Raw genomic sequence first — 15738 nt, forward strand, 5'->3', positions numbered from 1 at the left:
GGATTCAACAAATGGAAGAATCTGTTAAACAATTGGATTTAGGCCGTTTTTGGACGGCTCCGAATATATTGAGCATCAGTCGTGCGGTGGTGGTAATCCCTATTATGTACCTCATCATGACACAAGGACCCATTTCTTGGCTGGCGGGATGTGTGTTATGGGGCATCGCATCCGATTGGTTAGACGGTCAGGTGGCCCGTTGGACGAATACGGTATCCGGCTGGGGAAAGGTATTGGATCCCTTGGCCGATAAAGTGGCCGCGATTGGGATTGTTTTTGCATTGGTTTGGGTGGGTGCCGTACCTCTCTGGTTAATGGTGATTGTGGCTGCAAGAGACCTCCTCATTGTTTCGGGGGGTATTTTGTTATCCCGAAAAATTGGCGAAGTGGCAATGAGCATTTGGACAGGGAAAGTAGCGGTTACGGTTCTCTCACTTATGGTGCTTTCGGCGATTCTGAAGGTACATCCGGCCATCACCCTCATCTATACCCAAACCGCCGCTGCGCTTTTCATCTATTCCTTTTTCCTGTATGCGCTTCGGGTATGGGGCTATGTCCGAACGGGAAAAGATGCCACCTTCGGCCAACTATTGGATGCATACGCCAACGAAATTACAGTGGCTTTGCTTGCAACCTTTATGTACCTAAGCCCAGCCCAACAGTTTGAGGCCCTTTTACCTGCCTTCATGTGGCTCTCTTGGGCCTGTGTAATGACCTGCATTTTGTTTGGTTGGAATGCGTTTAAAAGAAGGCAGCGGATATTTTACCCCAATGTTTTACATCTTCCCGTAGCAACAACTTTTTTGTATGCACTATACCTGATGTTAGAGCCTGATGCAGAAGTAGTACGATACGGCCAATGGCTTATTTTGGGCTTGATGGCCTATGCCTACTTTCTTTTTATCATTGCTTCTTTTTGGCGCTATAAGCCCTTAGAGTATATTCAAAAAACAGTCCCTCCCACACAAGAACCCTCCACCAAACATGATTGAGTGGTTTCGTATAAATATTTCTGGCGACCATGCCGAGGAATTACTGATTTCAATGGCCATTCTGGTCGTTGGTTGGGTGATCCGTAAATTGACAGGTGAGGTTTTGATTCGTAAGATCGAAGACCCACACCATCGGTTCACCATCAACCGTCGTGTGGGCCGAAGCCTAGCAATTGCCACATTGGTGCTGGTGGTGGCCATCTGGTTTCCAAACCTGAAAGAAATTGTGGCGATCCTGTCCCTTTTTGGTGCGGGTTTGGCCATCGTCAACCGAGAAGTGATCCTAAGTATGGTGGCATGGCTACACATCATTACCCGCCAACCCTATGGTGTGGGCGACCGTATTGAACTTAATGGTGTTTCTGGAGATGTTATTGACATCAGTTTATTGGTCACCACCATGATGGAAACCCGTGAATGGGTACAAGGAGACCAAAGCACCGGACGCATTATGCGAATCCCGAATAACTGGGTTTTCCTCTATGCCGTCAAAAACTACACCCAAGGGTTCGAATATATTTGGAACGAGCTTTCGGTTACGGTTTCTGATAAAAGTGATTGGAATATGGCACGGGAGATCATGATGTCTCTGGCGCAAGAATCATCGTTTATCGTAGAACATCAAGTTAAATCCCAACTCAAAACCATGACGCAGGAATACTTGGTTTATTACAGTACGCTTACACCTTTTGTTTATGTTGCTACGAACGAACGTGGCATCCAGCTAACCCTCCGATATTTATGCAAAGTCCGAAACAGGCGAGGAAGCGAACACGCCATTATGCTTCGTATCTTGGAGGAATTTGCCAAAAACCCGTCCATTGAGATGGTATTTTTTAAATAGCCTAAACCAATAACCTCCCATGGGATTTTTTGATCGGTTCAAAAAGCGTGATAATGAAAATTTAGAACAAGGCCTGGAAAAAACCAGAACGTCTTTTCTTGGAAAGCTCAACACCATGATCCGAGGTAAGGACAAGGTGGACGAAGAAGTGTTGGATGAACTCGAAGGTATTTTGGTAACCAGCGATGTGGGGGTTAAAACCACCATCGAAATCATCCAAAAAATTGAAGAGCGGGTGGCCCGAGACAAATACGTGAATACTGCCGACCTAAACGGCATCATTCGTTCGGAAGTGGCAGAGCTTCTGCTTGGTTCCACCTCCGAACGTCCGGCAGATTTTGAGGCCCCACTTCCCCATAAGCCACATGTCATCATGGTTGTTGGGGTGAATGGGGTTGGTAAAACTACCTCCATTGGTAAAATGGCTTATCGCTATAAAGAAGCCGGAAAACAAGTCGTTTTGGGCGCTGCAGATACTTTCCGTGCTGCAGCAACCGAACAGTTGGGGATTTGGGCAGACCGTGTGGGCGTCCCCATCATCAAACAAGGACAGGGCGCAGACCCAGCTGCAGTAGCTTTTGACACGCTGGCTTCCGCCAAGAAGCAACAGGCAGATGTGGTTCTGATTGATACGGCTGGTCGGCTTCACAACAAAGGTGGCCTGATGGATGAACTCTCCAAAGTAAAACGGGTGATGGATCGTCAGATACCGGGCGCTCCACACGAGGTGTTGCTGGTTTTAGATGCCTCGGTTGGTCAGAATGCCTTACGTCAAGCCGAAGAATTTACCAAAAGCGTGGAAGTGACGGGCTTAGTTCTAACCAAGCTTGATGGAACCGCCAAAGGGGGAATTGTCATTTGTATCTCTAACGAGTTTAATGTACCGGTGAAGTATATTGGCGTTGGCGAAAAAGTGGAAGACCTTCAGGTTTTTGATAAACGCACTTTTGTCGAAAAGATATTTGTTTAGGCCTGTCAGACCCATTCAGCAGGTTAATTCGACGGCTCGACTTTCGCAAAAAACCGTTCTTACACTAGTGACCTCCCTACGGCGCCAAAGTTTGTAATTTCCTTTTGGAAACGAATCAGCACCTTCCCAATTTTTTCTTGGTGGAACCATGATGAGAATACTTTCGCTTCGAAACGCCTTATTGTTTGTGTTACTGGCGCCAGTACTTGCCGTTACCAGTACCGCACAAAGTGTTCCGGAATTTGATGTGGACTACGTGAGTACGCGAACAAATCGTACAGACCGAACTAAGGTAGATTTTTTTACCAAAATCGCGTTGAACCAGCTCAAATTTCTGAGTCGCAGCGGACAATTTGTGGGGCAATACGAAGTCACAACAGAGGTTTTTGAAACCAATAGCAAAGGACAGGCCATACGGAAGGTTCTGAGCAATAATTGGGACCGAACTGTGCAAATTAAAAACTACGCAGAAACGCAAAGTGATCAGATATTTGATTTGACCACCAACTCATTGGAGCTACAGCCGGGTAGCATGATGGGGCAAGTGACCATCGAAGACAAAAATTCTGGCAAAACCTTTGTCCGCGAATTTGCTTTATTGGTTCGCGGATTTGGTGCAGAAAACAAACCTGTCACCATGAGTGATCTCTCGTTGGTAGATGACTACAGCCCGAACCGCACCAACTTTACGCCTAATGTTTCAAACACATTGGGCAGCGACCGGAGCGAAGCCATTTTTTACTTCGACGTATTTGCGAAAGAATCCATTTCTTTAACCGTTTCGTATAGCGTGCAACAACTCAAAAACTCTGCCCGCCGTCCTTCGGTTCGCAATCTTTTGAATTTCCGTCCAGATGGATCCAACTTAGAAACCGTAGGTGTGGCCAACTGGAATTCCAAACCACTCCGAGTGAAACCTGGTGAAAATTCGGGTGTAGTGAATATCCCTTTGAAAGACCTTAAAGCCGGGGCATATCAAATAAATGTGTTATTAAAAGGTGAAAAAGGCGAGACTTATGATGCTGCCGCCAAAGTCTTCCATATCCAATGGATGGGCTTAGATCAACAACTGAATGATATAGATCGTGCGATTTCCCAACTACGTTATATTGCCAAAGAAAACGAAATTTCTCAGATCCGTAGCCAACCTACGCCTGCCAAACGGGCCGACATGTTTATGGATTTCTGGCGAAAGCGCGATCCAACGCCCGGTACCAAACGGAACGAGGCGATGGAAGAGTATTATTACCGAATTTTCCATGTAAACCGAAATTTTGGACGTTTTAATGATGGATGGCAGACCGACCAAGGCGAGGTGTATGTCCGATTTGGAGAACCCACGTTCATTCAAAAACACCCATACAATTTTGGATCTGCCCAAGCATACGAAGTTTGGTACTATGAAAACATCGGAAAAAAATTTATTTTTATAGATAAATCCGGTGTAGGAGACTATAAATTACTAAGACCTATATGGGATGAGCGGAATCGGATGTAATAATGGCTGAGTTATATCCGTATTTTGGTCAACTCATTTCGGAGAAAGGGCGCTGGTGCTCCAGTTGGGCACGGGGGCCCTTTTTTAATTTTGAGAGAACCAAGCTGCACAAAGATTGGAACAAACCTTCACACCATGCTGTAATCAAACGAAACGGGTTTCAGCACCATCCAAAAACCAAATAAGCAGTTAGCCTTTTTTCTTTGTCAACAAAAGGTTATCTTCTATTGAAGATTAGATGTGTTCCTTCACTACCCTCTTTTAACAAACCCAATTAAATATGTTACGCGTACCGAATATGCGCAGCATGATGGTTTACTCCATCATCGCCCTCTTCTTGGCTACTTCCTTTTCATTTGCCCAGACGACACCAAAGACCGTTGACAAAAACATCATCCGGTTGAATATCCTACAAATAAATGACGTCTATGAATTGGCTCCCATCAGCGGTTATGGCGGTTTGGCGCGGGTTGCGGGCCTAAAAAAGCAATTGCGTGCCCAGAATGGAAATACATTACTGATGATTGCGGGTGATTTTTTCAGCCCTTCAGCACTTGGAACGGCAAAAGTGAATGACGAGAGACTCATGGGCAAACAAATTGTGGCCACGTTCAACACCATAGGATTGGATTATGCCACCTTTGGGAACCACGAATTTGACATTACCGAGGAGCAATTCAAAGCCCGGATGTCTGAGTCGAAGTTTAATTGGGTATCCTCGAACGTTACAAACCAGAACCTGCAACCATTCCCCAAAGTCCCCACTTCGCAAATCATTCGGATACAAAATCAATTTGGCCGCATGATGAAAGTAGGTCTTTTTGGTGTAACGATAGATAGCAATAAAAAGCCATACGTAGCCTACCAAGACTATATGGAGAAGGCACAGGAACAAGTGGCCATTCTCCGACCCCAAGTGGATGTTTTGATTGCACTTACGCATCTTGATATAGCCGATGACATTCGTTTGGCCGAAACCCTTCCTCAGATAGACCTCATCATGGGCGGGCACGAGCATGAAAACATACTAGTACGGCGTGGATTGGATCTTACCCCGATTGCGAAGGCCGACGCCAATGCCCGTTCTGCTTATGTACACCGAATCACCTACAACCGAGCCACAAAAAAACTTTCTATAAGTCATGAACTCAAAATCTTAGATGCTTCTATTCCGAGTGATCCAGCTACTGAGTTGGAAGTCAATAAATGGATTGAAGCAGGATTTGCAGGATTCCGGGCAGAAGGCTTCGAGCCGCAGCGCACGGTTGTCACCACCAATGAATCTTTGGATGGCCGCGAGGTTTCTGTACGGAACTATCCGGGCACCATGGGTACCAGAATTGCCGATGCCATGCGTGCGGTGGTTCCAAACGCAGATTGTGCCTTATTGAATGGCGGCTCCATTCGGATTGACGACGTTGTGAATCCAGGACCATTGGTGGAATACGACATCATCCGTATCCTGCCTTTTGGAGGACAAGTGCTTTCCAATACCATGAAGGGGGGCCTACTTAAAAAAGTTCTCCTGCAAGGCTTGGCCAATAAAGGGAAAGGAGGATTTCTGCATCATAGTGGCATTACCCGCGACGGTGAAAACTGGTTGATCAATGGTTCGCCTTTAGAGGAAAATAAAACCTATACTGTTGCCATGTCGGACTTTTTAGTATCTGGGCGTGAAACGGGCTTGGATTATCTGAAAGAAGGAAATCCAGACTTAAAAATTGGTGCCAAACATGGTGACATCCGTTTGGCCTTGATTAGCGAATTAAAACGGGTTTACGGACAAAATTGATGTCGCGTACCTAAGTGAAAGACGAAAAAAGGGCTGCCTCGTGATAGGAGACAGCCCTTTTTCAGCTCAGAATACTGCAGAAGCACGGCAGCGGTGGGTTACGTGTTTCCGGAAGGAATGGGGCGGTTGGTATTGAGGACGCCTTTTCAGGTTACCTGCCATCCGAAAGAAGAACCAGATCTCCTTCAGACAATTGAAAATTCGTTTATCAACACCTTTTCCCCGTCCTTTCTTCGATGAACCCCCTCATTTTTTCGACGAAACCGCCTTCTTGTTCGTTAAAACAAGCTATTAGCGCCTCACCACCATTCGCAACGATTTCGCAGCCGAAGCCGTTTCCATCCGGACAAAGTATAAGCCATTGGGTAATTTCTCGGTATTTAGCGACAACCGATGCTCCCCAGAATCAAAAAGCGTATCATTGGTTATGGTCTTCACTTTTCGGCCCAGCACGTCATATAGTGCGACCCGAATCTGTTCGCTCTGTGCCAACTTGAACGAAATTGTCGCCTGTGCCTGAACCGGGTTGGGATAGACCGACAAGAGGCCTGTTTCCATCGGAACCTGATCTTCTTCAATTCCAACACTTGAACCTGAAACCGTTACACGAGCATAATGGGTGCCCCCAACCCCATCTCCAACCACATAAAAGAATTGATCATTGCCGGAAAGTCCCTGATTAAATATATATTGCAAACGCCCATCAGGTTGCCAAATCAGTTTCCCCTTCTGTGCCCCAAAGACCCCCAAAACCCTTAAGCGGTCAGCATCAGGATCGCGGTCGTTGTCTAATACATTGATCGTATATGAATGATCTTTTTGGAGTACAAGTACGTCCTCTTTGGCGATTGGGGCGGAATTGGTTACTGGATTAAGGACAAATGCACGGGTCTGGCCATTTAAAAGACCATAGCCCACAATGGCTCCGTTCCTATTAACATCTCTCGCCTCCTTCAATACCCATCCCGAATTGGCCGGAATAAGGCTATTGAGGTCGAAGGTTTGGTCATCCAACCATAATACCGCTCTTGTACTCAGTGCTGCGGTGGTATAGAATTTTTCCATCCGGCCAGAGAAAGCCACTTGATGTGGATGGATGTCTGGGAGCAAGCGGTCTGCATGCGTTTTATCAAGAAGTGAACCACTCAACGTGCCAGCACCTACAATCCAACCCATATCATTGATCCCATAAGCTTCCGAGAAGTTACCGGAAAGTGAGGGTAATGGAACTACGGCATTATCATCCCAGCGAATGGCGCGCACGTTGTCTCCTGCTTGGCTACTACCAACCATCACGTTAAGGTTGTTGATGCGGTAGGCCCGGCTGTCTCCGGCAAAAACCGTAGTATTACGAAACGCTTGGGCTGCACCTGCGCCATCATAGACCAAACCCGCCACCACACCTGCCAAATTAATATCAAAAGCTTCACTTTGGGGCTTTTCACCAAAGTTGTGTATGTTTTCCATTTTTCCCGCAAAGGTGAAGGCCTGCATATGATTATTGTTATCAAACGAAGCGCCTACGACTTTACCGTCGTTCGAAACTGCATTTCCGATGCTAAATCCACCTCCCAAATGACCCAAAAACTGGATGGGCGCCAATGGGTCGGATGCACGCCATAAGAAAGCTTCATCTGTACCTCCGGGAGCACGCATAAATCCGGTGACGATACCCGTTTCGCTAAGCCCCAAAGCCTGGCCCACCGAATTTCCTAACAGCGTCATACCTTTGCTATTCCAAAAGAAAGCCCTGTCTTGACCTATTGCATTTTTCGTAACCCCAATAATTTCGCCTGCATCATTGATTCCCCATGCACGGGCGGCATTTCCAAGCGATTGTACTTCTGTTAATCGGTAGGTAATGGCTTGTACCTGAACCTGAACACGGGCAGAAGCGGTTCCTCCTTTGCCGTCTGAAATCGTGTATTCAAATTCATCGGTTCCCATAAACCCCCGATTGGGTACATAGGTAATGGTTTCATTTGAATTGACTGTAGCCACACCATTTAGCGGCAATAGACCGCTCAACGACACCGAAAGTTGGTCCCCGTCCAAATCTTGGTCATTTTGTAAGACCATAATGGTTACAGGCAGGTTCATGTTGGTGGCGGCGGCATCGTTTATGGCAAGGGGTACACGGTTCGGATTACGTCTTATGGTTAAGGTAACTGTTACCAGATCCGAGAACGCGCCAACTGCATCTTGCGCACGATACGTAAAACTGGCCTCTCCAAAAAAGCCGGGGGCGGGTACAAACTGGAGCGCTCCGTTTGCGGAAAGCGACAGGGTTCCCGAAGATGTTGTATTCACCAACCGTGCAGCAAGTGCATCCCCATCTGTATCTACGTCATTCCCTAATACACCGGGGGCGGGAATATTGATGAAGGTGGCAAACCCCGCCTCGAAGGCATCCGAGAAGGCAACTGGCGGATCATTAACAGGTTTAACCTCTACAGAAACCGTTACAGGTAGCGAAACCAAATGGCCAGTATCCCGAACGCGGTATCTAAACTGATCGAATCCATTAAAATCCTTGCTGGGCATATAACGGATTTCATTATTGACCACTTCCGCACCTCCATGATTCGGCAGGGTATCCAACAATATGGTCAAGGGATCATCATCTGGGTCTGTATCGTTCCGCAATACTGGAATCAGAACGGCTTCATCTTCCAAGGTTTGTACTTGGTCTGCGCTGGCAATCGGTGCAGCATTGGCATTCTCAATGTTAATCGTCACTTTGGCCGTATTCGACTTCCCACCGAAGGGATCTAAGGCTGCATAGGTAAATACTTCTTCGCCAATAATATTGCGGTTAGGGGTATAAACCAGTTGCCCTTGCCCATTGGTGGACAATATCCCTTTTGAGGGTTGCAGCATGACACCAACCGAAAGAGGGTCTCCGTCTGCATCTCGATCATTCGACAACAGATTAAGTACCACCGAAGCATTTTTACTGGTTGTTGCAACATCATCTACAGCAATAGGCGGATCATTAACAGGTGTTACCGTAACTTGAATGCTTGCATGATTAGACTTCAGGCCCGCAGGATCAACCGCGACATAGCCAAACGAATCGAGTCCGTTAAAATCTGGCTTGGGTGTATAACGCAACAAGCCATTTTGAAGTCGTGACACCGAGCCATTTATTGGCTGCGTAAAAGAATCTATCTGTAGTACATCCCCATTGGGATCACGGTCATTGGTCAAGACATTGATGTCCACTGCTTGGTCTTCCGACGTACCCAATTGGTCGTCGAAAGCAATAGGTGGGCGGTTGGGATTCTGCCCGATATCTATCGTAACGGTAACTGGTGTGGAGGTAGCACCTGCCGCATCTCGTGCGCGATAGGTAAACGTTACCTCCCCCGAAAAGTCTTTGGCAGGCGTGTAGGTAAAGCCACCGTTTTCTTGCAACACCAAGTCGCCCGTTACGGGTTTGTTTTCTACGATTGCCACCAATTTATCGCCCACATCTGGATCACTATCATTTTCCAATACACCCGGAGCCGTTACGGTCAGCGCTTTGTTAAATGCTGTATTATAGGTATCGTCCATCCCTTTCGGTGGATCGTTTACCGGACGAACGAGGATAGTAACACGTGCTATGCCCGATCTGGCTCCTGCGGCATCCTGAACCATATAGGTAAAGAAGTCTTGGCCATTGAAATTCAGATTGGGTTGATACCGGAGTATCCCATTGGGCAAAAGGCTTACTGTTCCATTACCTGGATTGGTAAAGTTTGCAACGATCAAAGCATCATTTTGATCGGTATCCACATCGTTAGATAAAACAGCAATATTGATGGCCACGTCTTCATCGGTAGTGACTTCGTCATTGACCGCATTTGGAGGATCGTTGACGGCACGGACCGTGATGCGCACAATACCGACATTGGATAAATTTCCAGCCACATCCCTCGCTTGATAGGTAAATTGATCCGTACCATTAAAATCCGTATTTCCAATGTACCTCAGCGCACCCTGCTGATCAAGCAAAAGCCCATTTTGTGGCTGAGTTAGTACTATAACCGTTAAAAGGTCATTCTCTGGATCTGTATCATTTGCCAAAAGGTTTAGCGTGACAAACGTGTCCTCATTGACTACCACCTCATCATTCACGGCTATAGGCGCACGGTTTTGCGCTGCCTGTACCTGAATGTTCACCGTAGCGGTGTTGGATCGCGCCCCACTTGCATCTTGCGCCTGATAGGTGAAAGTAACTGTTCCAAAAAATCCGACTGGAGCCGAATAGCTAAAGCCTCCGTCAGTCCGGAGTACTGCACTTCCAGTGGTGGTGTTGGATACCAAAATGGCCGTAAGTGATTCTTGCTCTACGTCCGAGTCGTTGTCAAGAACACCCGCAGCCGCCACCTCCAATGTCGTCCCTGCCGTCGCTTGATAGGCGTCGTTAGTGGCAACGGGTGGGTCATTTACTGGATTGACAGTAATGGTGACAAGAACGATTGCCGAAGTTGCACCGGACGGATCTATGGCGCGGTACGTAAACCGATCGGTTCCGAAGAAGTTTAGGTTGGGTATATACACCCTATTGTTTTGTGGATCAACGCTCAACGTTCCATTTCCGGGTGGCGACATCACCTCTACCGTTAGCAGGTCGCCATCTACATCGGAGTCGTTTTGGAGCAAGTTTAACAAAACCTGTGTGTCTTCGTTGGTGGTATAGAGGTCAGCAACGGCTACAGGTGGATCGTTTACTGGACGAATGGTGATGGAAACGGTTGCCACATTCGAGAGCGCACCCAACGGATCTTTGGCACGATAAGTAAACGTATCCAACCCATTGAAGTCTTTATTGGGTGTATAAACCCATTGCCCTTGTTGATTGGTGGATAAGGTTCCTTTGGTTGGTGGGCTGACCAATTCTACCGTTAAGGGGTCTTGATTGGGGTCACTATCATTTGCCAGCACATTCAACGTTATCGCAACATCTTCGTCTGTGCTCAATTCATCGTTTGTCGCAATGGGTGGGCGATTGGGATTGGAACCGACCGAGACCAAAACCTGTGTGGTAGCAGAACGCGCATTCGAGGGGTCTTTGGCTTGATATGTAAACGATACATCGCCCGAAAATCCCGTTGCTGGCGTATAGGTAAATCCGCCATTTGCTTGCAAGGCCAACGTTCCTGATGTGACCGTAGTGATCAAAACGGCCTCAAGTGCGTCCCCATCCACATCATTGTCATTCCCCAAAACACCCGGTACAGCGACATTTAAAGTAGTATTAAAGTTGGTTTGATACGCATTGGCATTCGCTATTGGTGGATCGTTTACCGGACGAATGGTGATAGAAACCTTTACGGCCACAGAACGTGCGCCCTCGGTGTCTTGCACCAAATACATGAATTCATCGGTTCCGTGATAATTGGGATTCGGTTTATATATCCGCTGGCCTTGTTGGTCGAAGTTGAATGTACCATTTTGGGGTTCGGATGTAATCACAACCGTCAACGCTCCGCCTTCTATATCCGAATCGTTCTCCAACAAATTCAGCAAAATGGAGATATCTTCATCGGTGGTATATTGGTCTGCAAGGGCTATTGGTGGATCGTTTACGGGTGTCACCGTGAGGCTGACCGTTGCCGTATTGGAGCCTGCCTGCGAAGGGTCTTTGGCTTGGTAGGTGAAGCTATCGGAGCCATTAAAATTTTTGTTTGGCGCATAAGTTAAGACGCCATTTACAACCGTAAGCGTGCCATTTTTAGGATTGGTGATGGGTTGAGCCGTAAGCAGATCGTCATCAATATCCTTGTCATTGCCTGTTAAGTCTAAGGCCACAGGTGTATCTTCTGGCGTGGTTACTTGATCATTCTCGGCAACAGGCGCATCATTCACCGGACGAATGGAAAGGGTTACGGTTGCGGTATTAGATTTTGCGCCTTGTGGGTCGGTGATCGAGTACGTAAAACTATCGTTGCCATTCAGGTCTTTATTGGGTGTATAAACCCAAATGCCTTCCTGATTGGGGGCGACGCTTCCTTTTGTTGGCGAGGTTTCGATCTTGACCAATGCGTCTGAGAAGGTGTAATTTTTGTCGGGGTCTTCATCGTTCGAGGTCAAAGCCAACGAAACCGCCACGTCTTCATCGGTCTGATACGTGTCATTATTCGCAACCGGAGGATCGTTTACTGGACTTACGGTAATGGTTACGGTCACGGTTGCCGAAACGGCACCTGAAGGGTCTTTTGCTCGATAGGTAAATTGATCAACCCCATGAAAGTTTGTATTGGGCAGGTAGAATCGTTGTCCTTCTTGATCCAGAAAAACCCGTCCATTGCTGGGCTGGTCCACCAGTTCCACTGTCAGCACATCGCCATCCACGTCTAAGTCGTTTTCGAGCAGATTTAGCAATACCTGCGTATCTTCGTTGGTAACATACTGATCGGCGGTGGCGGTGGGTGCATCATTTATCGGACGAACAGTAATGCTAACAGCGGCCTCGTTGGAGTTTGCACCGGATGGATCTTTTGCAATGTAGGTGAAAGAGTCTGTGCCGTTAAAGTCTTTTTTGGGCGTATAGACCAATTGTTGCTGCTGATTAAAAGAAAGGGTTCCATTTTTGGATTGTGTAAAACTCGCAATCGTAATGGGGTCTTGGTTTGGATCGGTATCGTTGGCTGTAAGGCTGAGTATGGTAGGGGTATCCTCATCGGCGACAACCTGATCAGGAAAGGCAACGGGGGGCTGGTTGGGATTTTGCCCAACACTCACAACAACCTCTACCACGTTGGAACCAACGCCCGATGGATCCCGCGCAAAATATCCAAACACCACATCCCCCGTAAAGTCTTTAGCCGGATCGAAGGTAAAACTCCCGTCTTCAAGTAGGGTCAGTACCCCCGAAGCTGGATTGGTCTCCCGTATTGCGACCAAGGTTTCGCCATCGGGGTCGCTGTCATTTTTCAAAACTCCCGGTGCTTCCACAATAAGTTGTTTGTTAAACTCGGTTTGGTATCGGTCCGACTTCGCAACGGGTGCATCATTTACTGCATTGATTTTAATAAAAACCGTTGCTAAATTGGATAAGGCTCCTGCGGGGTCTTTTGCTTGGTAGGTAAATTGGTCTTGTCCGAAGAAGTTCAGATTAGGCGTATAACTATATTGTTGTGTTTGTTGCGAAAAAGACAATGTGCCACTCTGGGGTTGTGTGACAACCTGAACCGTGAGCGGGTCGTTGTCTAAGTCCGAGTCGTTTTTTAACAAATCTAACGTTATTGGGGTATCTTCATTGGTAGAAACGCCATCGTCTTTCGCAACGGGTGCATCGTTAATGGGGTTTATGGTGATGGCTACGGTAGCAAAGGCCGAAATCGCGCCACGAGCATCCTTGATATTGTAGGTAAAAGAATCCGACCCAAAAAAATTGGCATTAGGTACATAAACCAATTGCTGTTGTTGGTTCACAACAAAAGTACCATTTTGGGGATTTGTTCTTTCGTTTAGGGAAAAGGTGTCTTGGTCTGGATCGGTATCGTTGGTCAGCAATTGCAACAGCGGGAACGAGGTGTCTTCGTTAATGACCATTTGGTCGTTATTCGCAACGGGTGGGGCATTGGCAGGAGCGGATGAATCTATCCTTAGGAAAACCGTTCCTGCATTTTGGTTAACGCTCCAAGTCTTGCCTTCTCCCAAGGTGGGCAAGGTATAGGTAGGCTTATTATTAATCAGGTTCGTGGCTTCGATAATGGTAAAAACCCGTCCCACAGGCTCATTGGCAACAGATCCATCCACGTCTATGACTTCCACCGTTCCCGATAAATCAAACGTCCCACTCACTTTCAACAAGTCTTGTTGGTTATTGGCAAGATCAATCCAAAGATTTGTATTTTTGATCGTACCAGTAGCATTTTGTGGAGTAATCGTAAGGGTTCCAAATTTATTATAACCCCCATCATTACCGGGAGAGATTTGCCCTAAGTTGGAATGCGTACCAGAAAGAATCAATTCTTGAGACCCAGCGATCGCACCGTCTATGGTATTTGATAAGTTTCCTGAAATTTCTAAACTTCCGGTTGCCATCACCAACCGCCCTAAGTTGTCAAAATTTGTACCAATCAAGTTGGAAGCGGCAACAGATGCCCTCTTAGATAAAGCCTGATTAATAGGGGAAGCAGTCGTGTTCTCAATAATAAACCAATCTCCATTATTACCGATCCGGTGCGCTTTGCCGTTTTCGCCTTCAATGATTGTTCTTTCTTGGCTTACGCTTGACGTGTTTTGAATCTCGCCATCCGATAAGATCACCTGAGTACCTGTATTGAAATATGCAGTGCCGCTATTTGTCCATTTGCTTTTGTTTTCAATACGAAGAATGGCATTGACGTAACTTTCGCCCATTGTTTGAAGTTGTACCCCATTGCCCAGCATATTCGTGGGTGTATCCGTTTCTCCGCTTAAAAAATTAGTCAATATCTGAACTTCTACTCCTCCGCCTAACAGTCGCCCTGACCTTAAATGCAAATTTTGTGTTAACAAGGATTTATCAATTAAAAGACTTGCTTCATTAACCGCTGTCTCGTTGGTAAATGTGGCTGTTTTTAAACGGACATTTGCATTTTCGCCAATAATTAGGTTGCCAATATTGATATTTGCGGTGGCCTCCACGGATGCAGAAGCGCCGGAAAACCGCATTGTTCCACCAATCGCAATAGAGGTATTTTGCTTGGCTTGGGTTTTATTGTGTGTCCCTCCCGGCTCAAAGACGGTAAAATCCCAGTTGCCGTTTACAAATTCATAATTCCCCTTTCCTGAAAAAGACGCATAGGAAGTGATGCTGTGTTTTTCGTGTGCAGCAACAAGAAGAAGTGTCCCCCCTTCCTCCACGTGAACACCTGTATTGGAAAACCAGAAAAAGGGATTACCGGGGTTTTCGCTCATTTGCAGGGTAAGCAAACCTGCTTCCACGAGAATGTCCCCAAACGTCAGCACGCCCGTTAAGTCAACCGAAGCACTACCTGTTTTGGTTAAACGTCCCGAAATATTAATGGTTGTGATGGGTTCTACAGAAGGATTTGCTTGAAAACGAATACTTTGGTCGCCTGAAAAATAGATTGAGCGGTCTCCGAAATAGGTGGTAATACTCCCACCTTCCGTCCAGACGGTCATGGGGCGGTTCACTGGAGCCGTTACGGCAAGGTCGCCTTGATAAAACAAATAAGACTTAACCAACGTGAGTTCTTCACCAGACATTTCACTTGCACCAAAAACCGAAACATTGGCGTTATCCAACTTGCCACCATTCCATATAAAACCATCACCTACCGAGTAAAAGCCCCCTTGTATTGTTCCATTTTGGAATCGAAGTTTCTGAACCTGTACCGAGGAAGTGGTTGTGAGTAAGATAGCGGGCGAATTGACCGTGAGTTCATTCAGCGAAACAAAATCATTTTCGCCCACATGAACGTTTATGTTTCCTTTTTGTAAATCCAGAATGGCCGAGTCTCCTTCTTTAGGAACTCCTATTGGACTCCAGTTTTCAGGATTCCCCCACGCACTTCCCGACTTACCCGTCCAGGTATAACTGGTTTGTGCACTTAAGGGAGGCGGTATCACAAAGGACAATAAGCCCAATACCCAACAAAATAAGAATGGTCTCATAACGAGAATCGTAATAACGGAAGT

General features: G+C 46.7%; 6 protein-coding genes. 5 read left to right on the forward strand and 1 reads right to left on the reverse strand.

Translation table 11 applies throughout. The features are described from left to right. The first annotated feature begins 11 nt into the window (after positions 1-11). From JNN12_11180 to JNN12_11200, 5 genes are all read left to right on the forward strand, one after another. Positions 12-992, forward strand: coding sequence for a CDP-alcohol phosphatidyltransferase family protein (locus tag JNN12_11180; protein MBL7978891.1), 981 nt, complete (start codon positions 12-14; stop codon positions 990-992). Further along, the gene (locus JNN12_11185; protein MBL7978892.1) at positions 985-1836 is read left to right on the forward strand and encodes a mechanosensitive ion channel family protein; all 852 of its coding nucleotides are present in this window, start codon (positions 985-987) and stop codon (positions 1834-1836) included. The genes JNN12_11180 and JNN12_11185 overlap by 8 nt, the downstream gene beginning before the upstream one ends. A gap of 19 nt (positions 1837-1855) precedes the next feature. Beyond that, positions 1856-2806, forward strand: coding sequence for a signal recognition particle-docking protein FtsY (gene ftsY, locus JNN12_11190; GenBank protein MBL7978893.1), 951 nt, complete (start codon positions 1856-1858; stop codon positions 2804-2806). Between the two features lie 148 nt (positions 2807-2954). After that, positions 2955-4304, forward strand: a complete 1350-nt coding sequence (locus JNN12_11195; GenBank protein MBL7978894.1) for a GWxTD domain-containing protein — start codon at positions 2955-2957, stop codon at positions 4302-4304. A gap of 280 nt (positions 4305-4584) precedes the next feature. Next, positions 4585-6096: a bifunctional metallophosphatase/5'-nucleotidase gene (locus JNN12_11200; protein ID MBL7978895.1), complete on the forward strand. Its 1512-nt coding sequence runs from the start codon at positions 4585-4587 to the stop codon at positions 6094-6096. 291 nt (positions 6097-6387) lie between these two features. On the opposite strand, the gene JNN12_11205 is transcribed toward JNN12_11200, so the two are convergent. Next, on the reverse strand, positions 6388-15714 hold the full coding sequence (locus tag JNN12_11205; GenBank protein ID MBL7978896.1) for a tandem-95 repeat protein: 9327 nt from the start codon (positions 15712-15714) through the stop codon (positions 6388-6390). Positions 15715-15738: the final 24 nt, after the last annotated feature.

It is taken from the genome of Bacteroidetes Order II. bacterium, from assembly GCA_016788705.1.
In the GTDB taxonomy this organism is placed as follows: Bacteria; Bacteroidota; Rhodothermia; order Rhodothermales; family UBA2364; genus UBA2364.